The organism is Rhizobium sp. Root708 (assembly GCF_001429725.1).
Taxonomy (GTDB): Bacteria; Pseudomonadota; Alphaproteobacteria; order Rhizobiales; family Rhizobiaceae; genus Rhizobium.
In genome coordinates this window covers 7001-25989 of record NZ_LMHV01000009.1, presented here as the reverse complement: position 1 = coordinate 25989, position 18989 = coordinate 7001, and the positions used below count along the sequence as shown (strand labels likewise).

Genomic DNA, 18989 nt, shown 5'->3' with positions numbered 1-18989 from the left:
ACTCGGCCTTCTTTTACAATGTTGGAGACACCATGCCTCACGCCCGCGTCCTCAAAGCCAGTTCCTATCGCCGGATGCCGTGGAAGAATGGCGGTGGCGAGACCGTCGAGATTGCCGTGTCGCCTCCCGATGCTGCGCTTTCGGATTTCGACTGGCGCGTCAGCATGGCGACGGTTGCGACCGATGGGCCGTTTTCGATCTTCGTTGGGATCGATCGGACGCTGTCGATCCTTGAGGGAGCCGGCATGGCGCTCGCGATCGATGGCGCGGAGCCGCGGGTATTGACGACTACGAGCGAGCCCCTCTCCTTCCCCGCTGACGTTGCCGTGTCAGCCACCCTTCCCGGCGGCCCGATCACGGACCTGAACGTCATGACGCGTCGTGCGCGTTTGCGCCATCGAGTCGAACGCATCGAAGTCGATGGTCGGTGCAGCGTTCATGTTGCCACCGGGACTTGGCTTGTTTTGTGTCAGCACGGCACGTTGTCGCTAGGATTGGCTGGCGAGCCAATGGTTCTCGATGCCGGCGACACGTTTCTCGCCGAAGGTGCTGCCGATACCGTCTTGTCGCTCACGGGCCAGGCACTCTCTTACCTCATCTCCATAGACGCCGCCTGACCAGTGATCAGGCGAGACATATCGGTCGTCTAGGTCGCAACCGCCAGCGTAGAAATAAGTCAGAAAACAATATTGTCTCTATAGTATATAAAATAGATAGTTTTATCTGTGTGCAGGCTAATCGCCGCCCTAGTGTTTCCATGTCGAAACAAGTTCAAGCGCTGAAGCCAATGCTCAGCCGCAAGGGGGCGAAACATGACTATCAGAACACTATTGGCGGCGATTACTCTCGGCTCCGCCAGCCTGCTGGCACCTTTTGTTGCCCAAGCCGCCGACAAGAAGGTTGTCGTTGCCTATCAGACCGACGCGCTGCCGTCTTCGGTCGCAATCGCCAATGGCGAATTCGCCAAGGCGACAGGCTACGAGATCGACTTCCGCAAGTTCAATTCAGGCGCTGAAATCTTCGCGGCGATCGCCTCGGGTGACGTTCAGGTCGGTTACGTCGGCTCGAGCCCGTTTGCGGCCGCCACCTCCCGCGGCCTTGAGGTCAAGGCCTTCTATCTCTCCTCGATCTCGGGCATCGACGAGGCACTCGTCGTTCGCGATGGATCGGGCATCTCGTCTCTCTCCGATCTGAAGGGCAAGAAGCTTGCCGCTGCACCTGTCTCCACGGACCACTATCAGCTGCTTGCTTTGATCAAGTCGCTGGGACTGACGGAAAAGGATGTGCAGGTCTTTGCAATTCCGCAACCGGAAATCGTCGCCAGCTACAATAGGGGTGACATCGATGGCGGCTTCGTTTGGGATCCGGCACTGACCGAGCTGAAAAAGAACGGCAAGGTGCTCGTGACCTCGAAGGACGTCGCGGATAAAGGCGCTCCGACGTTCTCCGCCTGGGTCGCCGCCTCGAAATTTGCCGATGAGAACCCTGCCTTCCTGAAGGGCTTCGCCGGCGTCATCAACAAGTACTACGCCTCCTTCGCGGCGGATAAGAAGGCTTGGGATGCCGACAGCGAAAATACCAAGCTGCTCGCCAAGGCGCTTGGCGGAACGGCTGAACAGCAGGCTGCGGCGCTCAAGAACCTGACCCTTTTGACGCCCGAGGCGCAAGCTTCCGAAGCCTGGCTCGGCGGCGGTGAAAAGTCCGGCGCCGCCAAGATCCTCAAGGATACGGCCGCGTTCCTGAAGGACCAGGGCAAGGTGACGGAAATTCTGCCGAGCTACGCGGCTTTCGTGACACCGGATGCGCTCGTCAACGCAAGCAACTGAAAAAGCCAATAGTCCTCCCATCCCGGCACGCTGGCGCGGTATCGCGCCAGCGTCACATCATGAAGAGACGGCACATGCTCAAAGTTGATCACGCAAGCGTCTATTTCCGAACGCGGGAAGGCCGCGCGGTGCATGCCCTGGACCGCGTTTCCATCGATATTGCGGACAACAGCTTCGTGGTGGCGCTCGGCGCTTCCGGTTGCGGCAAGTCCACATTGCTGAACGCGATCGCGGGCTTCCTCCCGCTCTCCTCAGGCACGATTACCCTCGACGGGCGACCGGTCACACGTCCCGGCGCGGACAGGGGTGTGGTGTTCCAGAAGGACACGCTCCTGCCGTGGAAGTCGGTCGTCGACAACGTCGCGCTTGGCCTACAGTTTGCGGGCGTTCAGAAGGCAGCGCGACGCGCCCGAGCTGAAGAGCTTCTTTCCCTGGTCGGACTTCAGGATTTCGCGAATTCATTTCCCTACGAACTCTCCGGCGGCATGCGCCAGCGCGTCGGCATTGCCCGCGCATTGGCGGCCGATCCCGAAATCCTGCTAATGGACGAACCGTTTGGGGCACTCGACAGCCTGACACGCGAGCAGATGCAGGAACTGCTTGTCTCGATCTGGACGGCGACTGGCAAACGCATCTTCTTCATCACTCACTCGATCGAGGAAGCCCTGTTCCTTGGCACGCAGGTTATCGTGATGTCGCCGCGTCCCGGACGCATCGTCGCGCGTTTCGATCTCGATTTCGTTCGGGAATTTGCTCGAACCGGCGATGCGCGGTCGGTCAAGACCACGCCGGAGTTTGCAAGCTTGCGAGAAGAAATCCGGACCATTCTCCATGGCGCCGACCACATCAGGAGTGCAGCGGAATGAGCGACGTTATCGAAACACGGGGCGTGGTCATCCGTACAGAAACTGATCAGCCCAAATTCGTCCACATGAAGGGTTTCGGCGTCGGCGAAGGCAGCACGGTCCTCATCAGCCTGACAACCGCCGTCGTTCTGATCCTTGCCTGGTGGCTCGTTGCAAAGCTGGGATTGGTGCCACGCCTGTTCCTGCCGACGCCGCAGGAGGTCGTCACGCAGATCGGCGCGATCTATCGCGACGGTTATGCCGGAGCTTCACTAGGGGAACATGTCTCCGCCAGCCTGTTCCGGATCGCCACGGCAGCTGCGATCGCCATCCTCGCCGGCATCCCGATCGGTCTGCTGATGGGGCTCAATCGCTGGGCAAAGGGCATCTTCGATACGCCGATCGAATTCTACTGGCCATTGCCGCCGCTCGCCTACCTGCCTCTGATGATCATCTGGCTGGGCATTGGCGAGACCTCGAAAGTCACGCTTCTCGTGCTCGCGATGTTTGCCCCGATCTGCCTCTCGGCCCAGGCTGGCGTTCGATCGCTGCCGATAGAGCGCGTCAACGCGGCGCGGTCGCTCGGTGCGCGGCCGTGGCAGCTTCTCCTCAATATCGTCCTGCCATCGGCACTACCGGAAATCCTCACGGGAATCCGCATCGCGCTTGGCATCGGCTGGGGCACACTCGTAGCGGCCGAACTGATCGCCTCCAACCGCGGCATCGGCTACATGATCATGTCGGCGTCCCAGTTTCTGGCCACCGATGTCGTCTTCGTCGGCATCGGCATCATCGCCGCCTGTGCATTTGCCTTCAGCGCAGCCATCAGGCTCTTGGAAGCCACCCTCATTCCGTGGAAAGGTAAGAGCTAGCGAGAAGACAGCTGTCTTCTCAAAGCCCGCCACCGGCAAGCCCGCCGGCACAGGAAACTAAACATGAAGCAGATGCAGATCTACGCATTCGACATGAACTGCGTCAGCCATATCAATCACGGCATGTGGACGCACCCACGCGATACGTCCTTGCTGTACACCGACCTCGACTACTGGGTGGATTTTGCGCGAACCGCCGAGCGGGGAAAGCTCGACGGCATTTTCCTGGCTGACATCGTCGGCGTCTACGACATCTTCGAGGGCAGCCCGGCAGCGGTCATAAGGGCTGGCGCGCAGATTCCGGTCAATGATCCGCTGATGCCGATCTCGGCCATGGCCTACGCCACCAAACATCTGGGCTTCGGTGTCACGGTCAATACTACCTATGAGCCGCCGTACCTGTTGGCACGGCGGCTGTCGACGCTCGATCACCTGACCAAAGGGCGCATCGGCTGGAACATCGTCACCGGCTATCTTGACAGCGCCGCGCGGGCCATGGGCTTCGACACGCTGCCTGAGCATGACGCACGCTACGACGCCGCCGAGGAATACCTCGAAATCCTCTACAAGCTTTGGGAGGGCAGCTGGGACGACGACGCGGTGCGCGCCGATCGGACACAGGCTATCTTCGCCGACCCATCCAAGGTCCGGGCCGTGAAACATGACGGTCGCTACTACAAGATGGAAGGCGTTCATCTCTCGCAGCCATCTCTCCAGCGCACGCCGCTGCTCTTCCAAGCCGGCGCCTCGGCGCGCGGACAGGATTTCGCGGCTCGCCATGCCGAATGCGTCTTCATTGCGACGCCGACACCGCAAGCGGCAAAACCGACCGTGGAAGCCTTGAAACGCACGGCGGAAGCAATTGGTCGCGGAGCCGATGCCCTGCGCGTCCTCGGCCTGGTCACTGTCGTTGTCGGTCGCACCGAGAGGGAAGCGCAGGACAAGCTTGAGGACTACCGGAGGCACGCGAGCGTGGAAGCCTCACTCGCGCACTATTCGGCGTCGACGGGCGTCGATTTCTCGAAATACGGCCTGGACGACCCGATCGAACAGAAATCCACCAATGCCAACCAGTCCGCGCTCGCCGCAATCACCAAGGAAGCACCAAAACCGGTGACTTTGCGTGAGATCATCGACCAGATGGTCCTCGGCAGCCGCATGAAGCCGATTGTCGGATCGGCCGAGCAGGTGGCGGATCGGCTGGCGGCGTGGATTTCCGACGGCGGCCTGGATGGGTTCAACCTCGCGCGCACCGTTGCACCCGAGAGCCTGCGCGACTTCGTCGATCTCGTCGTGCCGGTCCTGCAGGAGCGAGGACTGTTCAAGGCCGATTACGCCGAGGGGCCGTTAAGACAGAAGTTGTTCGGCGGCAGCGGCAGGTTGCCTTTTTCGCATCCCGCCGCTGCGTTTCGTCACTGATTACTTGTGGTCGAGCCTGGTGACCAGTCGATCGCCCAGCCATTGAATACCGCAGACGAGTACGATCAAAACTGCGACTACCGCGACCATGATTGTCGTCTCGAAGCGTTGGTAGCCATAGCGAATGGCAAGATCGCCAAGACCACCGGCACCGATTGCGCCCGCCATTGCCGAGGCGCCGATCAGCGTCACCAGCGTGACAGTGAACCCCGCGACGATGCCGGGCAGCGCTTCCGGAACCAGCACTTCGCGAACGATCGTCCAGCGATTACCACCCATGGCGCGCACGGCATCGATCAGGCCACGATCAACCTCGCGCAGCGATACCTCGGCGATACGCGCGTAGTAGGGTGTTGCCGCGATGGCGAGCGGCACGATGGCTGCCCAGGTGCCGAGCGCCGTGCCGACGATCAGGCGGGTGACGGGGATCAGCGCGACCAGCAGGATGATGAACGGCACCGAACGGAAACCGTTGATGATGGCGCCAAGGGTGCCGTTTATCCAAGCGTTCTCGGCAATTCCGCCCTTGTTCGTGAGAACCAGCGCAAGACCGAGCGGCAAGCCGAAGACCAGCGAGATCAGCCCGGATGCACCCGTCATCAGGATCGTTTCCCAGAGGGAACGAAGCAGAAGATTAAACATGATCGGTGTCATAGCCGAGAACCTCCACCCGCGCGGAGCGGGCCTTCAAGAACTGCAGAACCTTATCCTTCAAGGCTGGGTCGCGCGTCGGCACGGCAATGAAGAACCGCGCCACCGGCTGGTTCTGGATATGATCGATACCGCCGTGTACCAGCCGGAAGGACCCTGGCAGTGAGGAGGAAAGATCGGCAAAGACCGCCCCCTGCGCCGCCGGCCCCGCCATGTCGATGCTGAGGATCGCCTCGTCTCCCGATGTCAGCGACAGGCGTGCAGCAATGTGTTCCGGCAGCTGCGGACGGCTGCCGGAAAGCAAGCTCTGGGTGATGGGTGCCTTGGGGTCTGCGAAAACCGACCAGACCTGCCCTTCCTCCACGATGCGACCGGCGTCGATAACGGCGACGCGATCGGCTATACTGCGTACGACTTCCATCTCATGGGTGATGAGGATTATCGTGAGACCAAGCTGCTGGTTGATATCCTTGAGCAGGGCAAGGATCGAGCGCGTCGTCTCCGGGTCGAGTGCCGAGGTCGCCTCGTCGGACAGAAGCAACGCCGGTCTTGCCGCAAGTGCACGCGCGATGCCGACACGCTGCTTCTGGCCGCCAGATAGCGAGGACGGGTAGGCCTTTGCCTTATCCGCGAGGCCAACGAGATCCAGCAGTTCGTGGGCCCGCTTGAGGCGTTCGGCCTTTCCGACTCCCGCGATCTTCAACGGCAAGGCTACATTCTCTTCCACTGTCTTCGACGACAGCAGATTGAAGTGCTGGAAGATCATGCCGACACGCCGGCGCAGTGGCTGCAGATCTTTTTCGTCGAGACCGACAATGCTGCGGCCCTCGATTTCGATCTCACCGCTGTCAGGACGCTCAAGGCCGTTGAGGCAGCGGATCAGCGTGGATTTTCCAGCACCGCTTCGCCCGATGATGCCAAGGATTTCGCCTTTGTGGACGGTAAGCGATATGCCGTCGAGCGCAGCGGTCGCACCAAAGTGCCGTTGCACATCCTTGAGGCGGACCACCTCTTCCGATGTCGCCTCCGTCTTTGCCCCGACTGCTGAGGCCGATATAATTGAGTTCATCTTCTTTCCCTTCGGAAACGCCCAAGGCGGCCCGGGCAAGGAACGCCCGGACCGCCTTGTTCAACGCGCCTAACCCCTCGGCGCGAATATAGATCAGTAGGCGCTGACGCCAGTTCCCTTGTACACCTTGTCGAACTCCGCCTTAACCGCATCGTTCTGGTAAGACGAAACGAGGGTCTTCACCCATGCTTCGTTCTCGCTGCCCTGCTTGACGGCGATGAAGTTACGGTACGGATTGTCGGCAACCGGCTCCTGCGCAATGCGGTCGGACGCAGACAGTCCGGCCTTCAAGGCCCAGTCCGTGTTCACCACGGCAGCATCCAGATCTTCGATGGCACGACCGACAACGCCGGCATCAAGCTCCTTGATCTCGACGTTTTTCGGGTTTTCGGTGATGTCGGTGACGGTTGCGAGAATGCCCGTACCGTCCTTCAGCTTGATGAGGCCTTCGTTCTGCAGCACGCGCAGCGCACGGCCTTCGTTCGACGGATCGTTCGGCACGCCGATCGTCGCGCCGTCAGCGATCTCGGAGACCGCCTTGTGCTTCTTGGAGTAGAGGCCGATCGGCCAGACCGCGGTGTAGCCAACGGATACGATATGATAGCCGTGCTGCTGGACCTGGTTGTCGAGATATGGCTTGTGCTGGAAGGCATTGGCGTCGATTTCGCCGCGCTCGAGCGCTTCGTTCGGCTGGGTATAGTCGTTGAAAACAACCGTCTCGACCGTCAGGCCCTTCTTGGCGGCTTCCGCGGTAACGACGCGCCAGACGTCTTCGTCTTCGCCGCTCATGATGCCGACCTTGATCGACTTGTCCTCGGCGAACGAAGCAACCGGTGCTGCGAACGCGACAATGGCAACTGCCGAGGCAGCGATTGCGGCGAAGCTAGCGCGGCGCGTCAAATTCGATGTGGCGGACGTCTTCTTATTCATTGTGGTGTTTCCCGTCTTGATGGATGAGGCAAGCCCCGAACGGCCAGATAATTTCAAAACCGCGTGAGATAAACCAAGCAAGGCGATCTCTATTGCGCTGCAGCACAGAAAAACTCTTCGGCGCTTGAGTGGAATAGCGGGATAAAAATTCTACTGATTTTGTAGAATATTGTCGTTGCCGGCTTGTCTACCGCACTCTAAGTTAAACCAACCTGGCGCGAAGGACAAATATTCGCTCCAACCTATATGAAGACCTGGACCGCCGCGGTGAAGCAAGACAGCGTGATACTTCCTGGAAAAGCTAACAAGGACGGCAAACGCCGCCCAGTCGTGGCGATCATCGGTGGAGGCGTTTCCGGCGCTGGAGTGGCCTACCATCTTGCCCATCTGGCGGCGCACGAAACGCCGGTAATCATCGTGTTCGAGCCGCGAGCGGAACTGGGCAAGGGCCTCGCCTATGATACCCCGGATCCCACGCACCGCATCAATGTACCCGCAGCCCGAATGAGTTTGCTGCCAGACCATCCCGAGGATTTCGTCGAGTGGATTGCGCGATACAACGCCGTGGCGGACGACGGTGACGCCTTGCGGACAGATGGCGCCCTTTTTCCGAGACGCAACGTCTTCGGCGCCTACGTCGCCTCGGCCCTTTCGCCTCTCGTTCAAGCGGGTAGCATCGAGCATCGGCGTACGGTCGTCGATGCTGTACGCCGCGAGGGCGGTGCCTGGCAGGTCTTCGACAACCAGGGTGGACAGACATCCGCAGATTATCTGGTGATCGCCACCAGCCACCCTGCGCCATCCGCGCCCCGCGCCCTCTCCGGCCTGATCGGGCACCCGCGTTTTGTGGCTGATTCCACGGGCTCCACGGCACTGGACGTGGTTCGCCCGGACGATCGCGTTCTGATTGTCGGCAACGGATTGACGGCGGCCGACGTGGTGGCCTCGCTGACCCGAAAAGGCCATCGCGGGCCGATCACGTCGGTTTCCCGGCGCGGTCTGCGCTCGAGAGGACACGCACCGGTTCCACAGGAGCCGTTCGGAAATTTTGAAGCCGCCCCGGCGCACAGCGCGACTGTCCTTTTGCGCCACGTCAGGCAGGCGATTGCCGAAGCGAAAGCCGCAGGCGTGACCTGGCACGCGGTCATCGATCAGGTACGGGGTCATGGTCATGAGATATGGCAAAATCTCCCGATCGCCGAACGGTGCCGGATCGTCCGTCACGTGAGACCGTTCTGGGACGTGCACAGGTTTCGGATCGCGCCGCAGGTGGAAGAAGCGATCGATCAGGCGATCGCATCCGGCCGGATGGAGGTCCTTGCCGCCTCTCTCGGCGAACTGCATCGCAACGGCGATGTCATTGAGGCGAACCTGAAGCTGCGCCACGGTCCGTCGGTAAAGCGCAGCTTCGACGCTGTCGTCGTCACGACCGGGCCCTCTCATGGCGGTATTCTCGAAAGCCAGGCGTGGCTTGCGGATCTGCGCGACAAATCACACCTGCAACTCGACCCGACCGGCCTGGGTGTCAGCTGCTCTGAGCGATCCGAGGCAATCGGCGCGGATGGCAAAGCGGATCCGTCTCTGCTGATATCCGGCCCGCTGGCCCGTGGGACGTTTGGAGAGCTGATGGGCCTGCCGCAAATCACCGAGCATGCCGTCTTTGTCGCCCGCGAGCTTGCGGAGAAGACGAAGACCGCCGTTCGTTAGGCGACTTCCCACCCACCTTCCGCCAAAGCAGCGCGATCGAGCTCGCGCTCTATGCGCCCGGCAAGCATCGTGACCGCATCGTCGCACATATGCGCGACAACACCCGGATCATGGCTGACCAGCACGAACGTCATGCCGTGAGACCGCTTGAGATCATTGAGAAGATTAAGAATTTCGGCTTGCACCGAAACATCGAGGGCCGATGTCGGCTCATCGAGCAACAGCAGCTTCGGCTTCAGAAGCAAGGCACGCGCAATCGCGACGCGCTGGCGCTGGCCGCCGGAAAGCTGGTGGGGGTAGCGATCGGCCATCGCAGCTGTCAGGCCGACCTGAGCAAGCGCTGTCTGGATATGTCCATCCACGTCGGCCACCCCCCTGATCGCGAGCGGCTCCCCCAGTATCCGCCGGATATGATGACGCGGGTGCAGCGATGCATACGGATCCTGGAACACCATCTGGATGTCGTTGCGCAAGGGACCCGTTATTTTTCGCTCGGGTTGCAGAGACTGTCCGAAAACTTCGATCTCGCCGTTCCAGCCGGTATTGAGGCCAGCGATCGCACGCAAAACTGTGGTCTTGCCGCAGCCTGAGGGGCCGATCAGACCGAAGGTACGGCCTGCCTCGACATCGAAGCTCACGTCATGGACCGCAGTGAAGCCCTTGCTCGCACCATGGAACGTTACCGACAGATTCTCGACGCGGACTGCCCTCATCATTCACCTTCAAAGACCGGCAGACGCGTGCCGTAGGTCGCGGCGGAAGGGCGGGCTGCCCAAAGCGCACGAGTATAAGGGGAGCTTGCATTGGCGAGATTAGCCGAAGCCAATTCCTCGACCAGGGCGCCCTGGCGCATGACAAGCACCCGATCAGCATAGCGGTGAACCTGCTGCAGATCATGGCTGATGAGCAGCAACCCCATGCCGAGATCTGCTGTCAGCGACCGAAGCAAGGCCAGGATCTGGTCCTGCAGGCCACGGTCGAGCGCCGAGGTCGGCTCGTCCGCGATGAGCAAGCGTGGATTGTTGATGAGCATCGCCGCGATCATCACGCGCTGTCCCATCCCGCCCGAAAGAGCGGCTGGGTAGCTTTGATAGACGCGCTCCGGATCGGCAAGCCCGACCTTGGAAAGCATTTCGAGCGCACGCTGACGGCGTTCCTTTGCCGACAGCCTGGTATGCAGAAGAAGCGTCTCTTCGACCTGGCGCCCAACCTTGTGGGCGGGATTGAGCGAATATTTGGGATCCTGAAGGACCAGGCTGATCCCTAGTCCTCTCAGCGCATTCCACTGTGTTCCCGAAAGTCGGGTGAGATCCCGGCCTTCGAAGGTGAACTGCTTTGCCTCGATGCTTGCCGCCGACGGCAGTAACCCCATGGCAGCGCGGCCGGTCATGGATTTTCCCGATCCGGATTCCCCGACCAGGGCGACGACCTCGCGGCCGACCTCGAGCGAAACGCCGTTGACGACACTCACCGGCCCGTTTGGCGACGGAAACGAGATGCGGAGATCATTGATTGTCAGCAGAGGCTCAACCATGACGCGGATCCAATATATCGCGCAAGCCATCGGCCAGAAGATTGAAGCCCAGCGAGGTCACGAGGATCGCGACGCCCGGCGTCGCGGCAACCCACCACTGGTCGAAAATCACCTGCGTTCCGTCGGCGACCATGGAGCCCCATTCCGGCGTCGGCGGGCGCACGCCAAGCCCGAGAAACCCAAGGCCCGCGGCGGCGAGGATGATGCCCGAGAGGTCGAGCGCCAAACGGATGATTGCCGATGGAAGGATGAGCGGCAGGATGTGCCCCCACAAGAGCCTGAGCCTCGTAATCCCGACCATTTCGGCGGCCGCGAGGTAGTCGCTGCGGCGCAGAGCGGCGGTTTCGACGCGCGCCTGGCGGGCATAGGCTGGCCAACTGGTCAAGGCGAGCGCCAACGCGCCATTGATCAATCCCGGGCCCATGATCGCAACGAAGGCAAAGGCGAGCAGCAGGCGTGGAAACGACATGACGATGTCGGTCAGGCGCATCAGCGCACGTTCCGCGAAGCCGCCCCAAAATCCGGCAAGTATGCCGACTGCAATGCCGAGCGGCGCCATGACGAGAACAACGACAAGCACCAGCAGCAAGGTGGGCCTGGCCCCGTAGATCAACCGCGACAGGATATCCCGGCCAAACGCATCGGTTCCGAGCCAATGCGCGGCACTTGCCGGCATGAGGCGACTGGACGTCTCCTGCAGCGTCGGATCATAGGGAGCAATCAGCGGGGCGAAAAGCGCTGCCAACAGAATGACGGCAACAACTGCCAGGCCGGCTGTGGCCGAAGGCGAGCGCAGAAGCTGCCTGAGGAAAGTTGGGCCGGTCTGCACCGGCTTTGAAATCGCGCTCATCGTCTCCTCCCCGCCTCCAGGTTCGTGACCAAGAGGTCAGTCAAGGCATTGAGCAGAACGAACGACGCTCCAACAACAAGCGTTGCGCCCAAAATGGCCGGCATATCGCCTGCGAACATGGCCGTCGTCAGATAGCGACCGATCCCGGGCCATGCGAAGACCGTTTCCGTCAGGACCGCGCCCTCCAGAAGGCTCGCGTAGGCAAGCGCTATGACTGTCAGAAGCGTTCCCGAAACATTCGGCAGAATATGCACGAAGACGACACGACGCGGACCGGCGCCCTTGGCGCGCGCAGTCGTGACATACTCCTGGCCGAGCTCGGTCAGGATAGCCGCGCGCGTCAATCGCGAGATCGAGGCAAGCGCGTGAAAGGCAAGGACGGTGGCCGGCAGCGCCAAATGCGCGATCGCATCCCGGAATGCGCCCGCCTTGCCAGACATCCATGTGTCGATCAACGCGAAGCCGGTAATGGGTTTGACGGTATATTGGAACACCACGTCGGCCCTGCCCGGCCCAGGCGCCCAGTGCAGGCGCGCATAGAAGAGCAGGAGCATCAGGAGACCGAGCCAGAAAATCGGCACCGAGTATCCGAAGAGGGACACTATTCGTGCGATGGTGTCGACCCAGGTCTTCTGGTGCAGCGCGGCGGCGATGCCAAGGGCGAGACCCAGTATTGCACCGATGATGATTGCGGCGGTCGCCAGCTCGATGGTTGCCGGGAACGTACGCGCAATATCTCGCGCGACCGGCTGCCCGGTCGAAACGGATTGGCCGAGATTACCGGAGAGCGCCGTTTCGATATAGCGGAGAAACTGTATAGGAAGCGGCTGGTCGAGGCCCAGCTGGACGCGGGCCGCGTCGTAGGTCGACTGGCTCGCATGATCCCCCACGAGTTGCAGAGCCGGATCGATCGGTGAAAGCCTTGTCATCGCGAAGGTCACGAGCGCCAAGCCGAACAATGTCAGCGCGAATGACCAAAGCCACTTCAGAAGCGGCCATGCGAAAGACAACTCCCGCCAGCGTTTCTGCTGGCGGGAGTTGTCCTGAAGGCGAGTTGACGAGTTTGCCGCTTGCGGCACTTATTTTTCCACCTTGTCGTAGTAGACCTGATCCGCGTTCAGGCCCTGAGCATAGTTCTTCACCTTGTCGCTTAGCACGACCTGATCGTTGCCTTGAAGCATAAAGACGAACGGCGAGCTGGTCTGGATCTTCTTCTGCAGGTCCCGATAAAGCGCGACGCGCTTTGCAGCATCCTGTTCCTTGACGGCAGCGAGCGTCTCATCCGTCAACTCGGGAATGACCCAGCCGGCATACTTCGCAGCCGTGTTGGTGGCGTTGTCACGATTGATGGCAAACGCGCTGGCGTTGGAGTGCGGGTCGAAGTAGTCCGGGATCCAATAACGCAAGGTCATCTCGAACTTGCCCGAGCGGCCACGAGCGTAGATGTCGCTCGCGACGCCTGGCTGGATGTCGAGCTCGATGCCGGCCTTTGCGAAGGTCGACTGGAGCGACTGAGCAATCGACAGGAAAGGTTGATCGTTGAAGACGATGAACTCTACCTTGAACGGCGTCTTGATGCCGGCGTCCGCCAGGACCTTCTTTGCCTTTTCGACGTCAAGCTTGAAAGGCGTATCGGTCAGGGCACCGGGGAAGCCGACCGGCAGGAAGGCCTGGTGAACATTGCTCTGGCCACGTAGCAGGTCCTTCGCAATGCCATTGTAGTCGACCAGGTAGCGTGCCGCTTCCCAGAATGCCGGCTTGCCGAGCGTCTCATTGGCCTTGGTGTTGAGAAGGATGTAATCGGTGCGAGCGGAAGGAACCGACAGAACCTTGACGCCGCTCTTGTCCTTCAGTGCGTCGATCTGGTCTGCGGCCAGGCCGCGCGCGATATCCGCATCGCCCTGCTCGACGAGCAGGCGACGGGAGCTGACATCCGGAACGTTGCGAATGATAACGCTCTCGAGCTTCGGCTTGTCGCTGGAATTAGCGTTTGCCTCAAGCACCAGCGCCTCATGAGGCGTGTAGGCCGAAATCGCGAATGCGCCGCTGCCGGCGGAATTCGTCTTCAGCCAGCCGTTGCCGAAATCGTTGTCCTTGGCCTGGGCTGCGACGGTCTGCTCATCGACGATCGAGGCGATAGGCGCGGTCAGAAGCGACAGGGCGAAGCCTGCACCGACATCGGCGCTCCATGTCAGCTTGACGTGCTTATCGTCAACCTTGGTGACCGCGGCATCGACGTTGCCGGCTGTCCAGCCGAGTTCGTTCAGGATGAAGGCCGGCGATTTGTTGAGCTTGACTGCCCGCGTCAGCGAGAACACGACGTCTTCAGGACGAACGGGATTGCCCGACGCGAACTTGGCGTCCGCCAGCGCAAAGGTCAGGCTCTTGCCGTCGCTGCCGGATTCCCAAGAGGCGGCCAGTGCCGGCTCAATCTTGGTGCCGTCCTCACGGTTGGATTGGACGAGGCGCTGATAGATGTTGTTGAACGACTGTACCGTCGTCAGTTCGAAGCCTTCGGCCGGGTCGAAGCTCACGGCATCGTCGATCGACTGGGCAACGACGAGCACGTTGTTCGGCGTATCGGCGTGAACGGCGGTCGCGCCCAGCGCAAGCGCCAGACCGAATACGCTGCCGAGAAGGCGGCGCGAATAGCGGGTCGAGGTAGACATTTTGAACTCCCTTAAGTGATGTTTTGCTGTATCGGCAATCAGTTTGAAGTCTCTGCGAAGGCTTCCAATTCAGAATCGAAATCGACCTCGACAACGTTGTTGAAGATGGACGTCGCGATCATGATGCCGGCGAAGGCAACGAGATCCACCAGCGTCTTCGCATCATATCGCTGCTTCAGCTTCGCCCATATTTCGGCAGGAACGGCGTTTGAGTCGGTAACGATTGCCTCGCCGAAAACGGCCAGCAACGCTTCTTCCTCGGAAAGTTCGAGCGCATCGGGGTTGAAGCCCGCATTGATCAGGGCGCGACGGAAAAAGGTTATCGCGATCTTCGATTTCGAAGCTTTGGAGATCGCATGCGAGAAAATCCAGATCGGCCGGTCGGGGATGGCAGAAAGCTCGCTGCGCAGGGTGAACCATTCGGCATAGATGCGATGCGCGGCAGGCGAATGCAGGAGCGTGCGCTTCATATTGGTCATGCGACCACGCACGCGGACTTCTTCGTCGTGAGCGGAGCGAATTTCCTCGGAAGCGGTGGCGTAATCGATCTGGGAAATCTTGCTCATTGGAATGCTCTGTTGGTTGAATGCAAACTATCCGGCAGCCCTTAGAAAAGGCAGCCCGGCTTTGTCTAGTGTTTTAGTGTTCTTTCGAAATTTTTTGCGCTTGATTTGAGAAATAGCGATCAGATTTGCGCGCCAGATATATCAGTAAGTTCGCGGCGTGCCAAACGCACGCGACCGAGGCCTCGCCAAGCGCTGCGCGTGCATGAACGGAAAATACCGACGTCAGCCGGATTTGGCGCGAGGCAACCGCTGTGGCTCTACCGGAGCATCAGCGCTCCGCATCAGTCGGCCCATCGCCTTGAGGCGCTCGATGAGGTCGCTGCCGTCGGTCGATGCCTTGGTCAGCTCCAGCAGACGGTATTCCTCCGCTGCCTGCTGCCAATGCTCGGCACTTCGTCCATCCGGTCGCCCCTCTTCCTCCCAAAGCGCATAAGCCCGTTGATTGATCCAAACGTCCTTATCACGCTGCATGAAAGACCCCGACAAAACGCTAAAATAAAATGCCTGCGGAGAGGCTGGCAAATCGAGCTTAGAAAGTCGTTACTTTACCGGCATGTTTTTCATCTGATGTTGTTTACAGCGAGCTCCGCGCGGCCTAGCCGGGCAGCCAGGAATGGTAGAGCGGATGATCGGAGAGAATGGGCAACGCGGTCGGCTGGCCTGCGCGCTGCGAATAATAGGCTGCCGTCACGAGCTCCAGCGAGTTGCGCGCATCCGCCAAGGTGACGGGCGGCTCCTCGCCCCGCACCAGCGCCTCATGGAACAGCTCAAACTGGCGGGTATAACCATCCTCCTTGTGCTCGTAGGCGGCCAGAGCCTCGTCAACGCGGCGTTGATGCGCGTCCTCACCGGCGACGAATGTCCATGGATCGCGACCCATGGTATAGGGCTCGAGGATGCTTTCGACCACGAGGTCGGCGAAGCAAAACCGCAGGCGTGAGATCTCCTTGCGCGAGCCGAGGGTCATCGACAACGACGCCAACGAGCCGTTTTGCATCTTGACGGACAGGGCAGCGGTGTCTTCGACCTCGATCGAGTTCACCAGGGTCGTCCCGTAGGAAAAGATTTCGGCACACGAACCGTGCACATAATTCAGCATGTCGTGCGCGTGGATCGCGTGGCCGAGCAGCCCGCCGCCGAGTTCGGTCGCCCACTTGCCGCGCCATGGAACCGCGTAATAGTCAGGCCCGCGCCACCAGTGCGTTTCGATGGTGGTGAGGAAGGGGGCACCCGTCAGGCCGAGATCGATCAGCATCTTCAGCTTCTGCAGGCCGGAACCATAGCGATACTGAAAGATCGGCATGAGCCGCGGACCTTCGGCACGCGCCACGATGCGGGCCATTTCGTCGATCTCGGCGATCGAGCCGAACAGCGGCTTTTCACAGATCACATGTTTGCCCGCCTCGATCGCCTTGCGGCAAAGTTCGAAATGCGAACTCGGCGGGGTGCAGATATCGATGATGTCGAGATCGGGACGCGCGATCATCGCCTCGGCGTCCTGGGTGTATTCGGGAATGGCGTATTCAGCGCAAAGCGCTTTGCCACGATCCTCGTCCAGGGAACACAACACCTGAACGTCGAACAATTCCTTGTTCCAGGCAAATCCTGCAAGGTGGCGCGAGGCAATGCCTGCGCCGATCACACCAACACGAAATTTCTTCGACATGGCCGCCTCCTCAGCGATGCCCGAGACGGGCAGCGTTCGATTGCGCTTCGATCGACAGGCGGCAGACTTCATAGACATGCGCTTGCGGCATCGCCGTCTCGGTCCGGTTCGTCACATCGGCAACGAAAGCATCGAAATAGTCCAGGCGCTCGTCGCTGCAATCGATGTGGGACATCTCCTTGCCGTTGACGAGGAACAGGTGATCCTTGCCCGGTCGACCGGCAATATCGATGTACTTGCGCAACTCGATATAGCCCTCGGTGCCGAGGATGGTCAGGCGACCGTCACCCCATGTCGGCAACGCCTCCGGCGTGAACCAGTCGACACGGACGTAGCCGGAGGCCTTGTCCGAGCGCAGCAGGACTTCCCCGAAATCCTGGAACGCGGGCTCCTCGGGCATCCCGAAATTGCCGATCGTGCTGGCGACAACTTCGCCCGTTGTCGAACCCGTATAGAAAAGGAACTGGTCGATCTGGTGCGAAGCGATATCGACGATAATGCCGCCGAACTGCTCGGGATCGAAGAACCATTTTGGCCGTGTTGGAAGCTGCAGACGGTGCGGACCCATGCCCAGCGTCTGGATGACAGTGCCGATCGCGCCTTGCTTGACGAGTTTGCCGGCCTTGACTGCCGAGCGCACGCAATGGCGCTCCGAAAAGCAGATCGAAAATATGCGGCCAGTCTCAGCCACCGCGCGCTTGACGTCCTCCAACTGCGCAGCGGTCGTTACGCCCGGCTTGTCGGTCATCACATCCTTGCCGGCCCGCATGGCGCGAACCGCAAGACCCGCGCGGTCACGCGGGATAGCGGCGATGCAGATCACGTCGATCGATGGATCGGCAAAGATCGCCTCCCGGTCGATCTGCCGCGCCTCTGGATATGTTTTCTTGAAGGTCTCCAGGAGTGCCGGCACGGAGGTCTGCGGGCAGTAGCCAACGAACTCGGCATCTGCGGCAAGCAACCCCTTCACATGGTCGAATGTGTGCCCATGATCGATTCCGACAACGGCAAATCTCAGCATAACGATAGGTCCTCCTGGAAGCTCCTCATGCCCGACGCGGAGCCGCGTCGATCCCGGCGAAGAACAGACAGCGAAAGTGCAACCCTGTCAAGGTTGAAATCCACAAATTTGAGCGGCAATTTCTATATAACAGTTTGTTTTATATTGCTAATTTTTGTATCTAAACAGTTATTTACTAATGACTTTCCATGACGCCGGGAGACGGCACCCTGGGTCGATTGGTCGGTCCAGATAAAGTCTGCCGCCAAGTTCGTTCCATTGCGTCGAATGCACCAACTGATTTCTCCATGTCAGCCATTTTGGTCAGGATGGGCTGCATTTTCGCAGTTGTGTTTTCGGTCAGGCCAACGCTTTAAGCGCACGTGGCGACGCCCTCCTGAATCTACTCGACCGCCCTCAGGTCCCGCCGCTAGATCAGGTGAAGCGCCATGCCTAATCCGGCGAGTTTCGGTGCTTGGACCGAGTGGTCGACAAGTGTGGGAATGAATGTCCCGCCGGCAACGCAGCCAGTAGATCGCGAGGGCTCACCCCCTGCTCCAGCGCACAAGAGAACGCCCTTTCCAGACGATCGAGCGAAAATTTCAGGTATTAAAGGATCTTTGCCCCCTGGATTGCAGCCAGCTTCCAATTCGCGACTGGCGGCGGGTGTAGGCGTCGAGCGAAGTGAGATGCCCAATCAGCGAATGCCATGAGCCGTTTCAAAATCCGAGAAATCGCGTGACCACTAGCTGAGGTAGCCGATCATTCTCAGTTCGTGCAACTCTACTAGAAATACACTGTTAACCAGTTCATGGCGATGATCGTCTCCCGTGTTCGGACCCTGGCCCTATCGAACCACGATTTCAGGAGACCCACCTTGTCGTCTGGCTCTCGCCTTTTTGCTCTTGTCGGAGTGTCTTTCGCCACCGCCTTCGGTGCGGCGGCTGCCGAGGCCGCCACGATTTCCACTTGGCTTATTAGCCACGTCGGCGAAGGTGGTTATCAAATCTCCCGGGTTGTGCCGGAGCGTGCACGAGCGCTCTGCCTAAACAAAGTCAGCGACGGCAAGGTGAAGAACGCTTGTTACCTCGCCATGGATGCGAACCGGCCGAACGATTTGTCTGGAGAGAAATCAGGCGGTCGCTTCTACGCGTTCTACGAGGCAGAGCAGATTTTTCTGTCGTCTCATCAGGTCATGGGAGCGGGCATGAACTCACTGGCGTCGTGAATTCTTCGAACGGAAGCCAATGCGCTACAAATTTCGGCAACGCGCAGGATTCAAATCTTGAATAGCCCCGAGTTTCGTAGACACCCTCGCGTTATGTTTTCTGCAAGCGCTCGAACTCGACGGGTGACAGCATTCCGTTTCTGACGTGCTTGCGTTT

The 18989-nt window shown here is 60.1% G+C and carries 19 protein-coding genes; 7 read left to right on the top strand and 12 right to left on the bottom strand.

The genetic code is table 11. The features are described 5' to 3' along the window. Positions 1-32: 32 nt before the first annotated feature. From ASE04_RS08840 to ASE04_RS08820, 5 genes are all read left to right on the top strand, one after another. Positions 33-617: a HutD/Ves family protein gene (locus ASE04_RS08840; RefSeq protein WP_056815238.1), complete on the top strand. Its 585-nt coding sequence runs from the start codon at positions 33-35 to the stop codon at positions 615-617. 195 nt (positions 618-812) lie between these two features. Next, on the top strand, positions 813-1826 hold the full coding sequence (gene tauA, locus ASE04_RS08835; protein WP_056815235.1) for a taurine ABC transporter substrate-binding protein: 1014 nt from the start codon (positions 813-815) through the stop codon (positions 1824-1826). A 74-nt stretch (positions 1827-1900) separates the two neighbouring features. Beyond that, positions 1901-2692, top strand: coding sequence for a taurine ABC transporter ATP-binding protein (locus tag ASE04_RS08830; RefSeq protein WP_056815232.1), 792 nt, complete (start codon positions 1901-1903; stop codon positions 2690-2692). Next, a complete protein-coding gene (locus tag ASE04_RS08825; protein WP_056815229.1) occupies positions 2689-3543 on the top strand; it encodes an ABC transporter permease subunit in 855 nt (284 codons plus the stop codon). Before ASE04_RS08830 ends, ASE04_RS08825 begins: the two co-directional genes overlap by 4 nt. 63 nt (positions 3544-3606) lie before the next feature. Continuing rightward, positions 3607-4962 (top strand): LLM class flavin-dependent oxidoreductase, encoded by a 1356-nt coding sequence (locus ASE04_RS08820; RefSeq protein WP_056815226.1) that lies wholly within the window; start codon positions 3607-3609, stop codon positions 4960-4962. Here the strand turns inward: ASE04_RS08820 and ASE04_RS08815 are convergent, their stop codons facing one another. The 3 genes from ASE04_RS08815 to ASE04_RS08805 all read right to left on the bottom strand — a co-directional run bounded on the left by ASE04_RS08815 (position 4963) and on the right by ASE04_RS08805 (position 7612). Next, positions 4963-5616 carry a methionine ABC transporter permease gene (locus ASE04_RS08815; protein WP_056815222.1) on the bottom strand — a complete coding sequence of 218 codons (654 nt, stop codon included), beginning with the start codon at positions 5614-5616 and terminating at the stop codon, positions 4963-4965. It lies immediately after the preceding gene. Further along, positions 5597-6682 carry a methionine ABC transporter ATP-binding protein gene (locus tag ASE04_RS08810; RefSeq protein WP_056815220.1) on the bottom strand — a complete coding sequence of 362 codons (1086 nt, stop codon included), beginning with the start codon at positions 6680-6682 and terminating at the stop codon, positions 5597-5599. Before ASE04_RS08810 ends, ASE04_RS08815 begins: the two co-directional genes overlap by 20 nt. Positions 6683-6775: 93 nt before the next feature. After that, a complete protein-coding gene (locus ASE04_RS08805; protein WP_056815216.1) occupies positions 6776-7612 on the bottom strand; it encodes a MetQ/NlpA family lipoprotein in 837 nt (278 codons plus the stop codon). Between the two features lie 267 nt (positions 7613-7879). Between ASE04_RS08805 and ASE04_RS08800 the strand changes: the two genes are divergently transcribed. Then, entirely contained in the window at positions 7880-9319 is a 1440-nt protein-coding gene (locus tag ASE04_RS08800; RefSeq protein WP_244490368.1) for an FAD/NAD(P)-binding protein, read from the top strand. On the opposite strand, the gene ASE04_RS08795 is transcribed toward ASE04_RS08800, so the two are convergent. The 9 genes from ASE04_RS08795 to ASE04_RS08755 all read right to left on the bottom strand — a co-directional run bounded on the left by ASE04_RS08795 (position 9316) and on the right by ASE04_RS08755 (position 17625). After that, entirely contained in the window at positions 9316-10032 is a 717-nt protein-coding gene (locus ASE04_RS08795) for an ABC transporter ATP-binding protein (RefSeq protein WP_056815212.1), read from the bottom strand. The two genes, ASE04_RS08800 and ASE04_RS08795, sit on opposite strands and share 4 nt — an antisense overlap. Continuing rightward, a complete protein-coding gene (locus ASE04_RS08790; protein WP_056815208.1) occupies positions 10032-10853 on the bottom strand; it encodes an ABC transporter ATP-binding protein in 822 nt (273 codons plus the stop codon). Before ASE04_RS08790 ends, ASE04_RS08795 begins: the two co-directional genes overlap by 1 nt. Continuing rightward, a complete protein-coding gene (locus ASE04_RS08785) occupies positions 10846-11703 on the bottom strand; it encodes an ABC transporter permease (RefSeq protein ID WP_056815205.1) in 858 nt (285 codons plus the stop codon). Before ASE04_RS08785 ends, ASE04_RS08790 begins: the two co-directional genes overlap by 8 nt. Then, entirely contained in the window at positions 11700-12782 is a 1083-nt protein-coding gene (locus ASE04_RS08780; protein ID WP_082597291.1) for an ABC transporter permease, read from the bottom strand. The genes ASE04_RS08785 and ASE04_RS08780 overlap by 4 nt, the downstream gene beginning before the upstream one ends. Next, positions 12783-14372: an ABC transporter substrate-binding protein gene (locus ASE04_RS08775; protein ID WP_056815200.1), complete on the bottom strand. Its 1590-nt coding sequence runs from the start codon at positions 14370-14372 to the stop codon at positions 12783-12785. A gap of 38 nt (positions 14373-14410) precedes the next feature. Then, on the bottom strand, positions 14411-14938 hold the full coding sequence (locus ASE04_RS08770) for a hypothetical protein (protein ID WP_056815194.1): 528 nt from the start codon (positions 14936-14938) through the stop codon (positions 14411-14413). A 222-nt stretch (positions 14939-15160) separates the two neighbouring features. Next, positions 15161-15409 (bottom strand): DUF2934 domain-containing protein, encoded by a 249-nt coding sequence (locus ASE04_RS08765; protein ID WP_056815189.1) that lies wholly within the window; start codon positions 15407-15409, stop codon positions 15161-15163. 124 nt (positions 15410-15533) lie between these two features. Next, positions 15534-16604, bottom strand: coding sequence for a Gfo/Idh/MocA family protein (locus tag ASE04_RS08760; protein WP_056815185.1), 1071 nt, complete (start codon positions 16602-16604; stop codon positions 15534-15536). A 10-nt stretch (positions 16605-16614) separates the two neighbouring features. Further along, positions 16615-17625, bottom strand: coding sequence for a Gfo/Idh/MocA family protein (locus ASE04_RS08755; RefSeq protein ID WP_056815182.1), 1011 nt, complete (start codon positions 17623-17625; stop codon positions 16615-16617). 790 nt (positions 17626-18415) lie between these two features. On the opposite strand from ASE04_RS08755, the gene ASE04_RS08750 reads away from it, so the two are divergent. Then, positions 18416-18832 (top strand): hypothetical protein, encoded by a 417-nt coding sequence (locus ASE04_RS08750; protein WP_056815178.1) that lies wholly within the window; start codon positions 18416-18418, stop codon positions 18830-18832. Positions 18833-18989 lie beyond the last annotated feature (157 nt).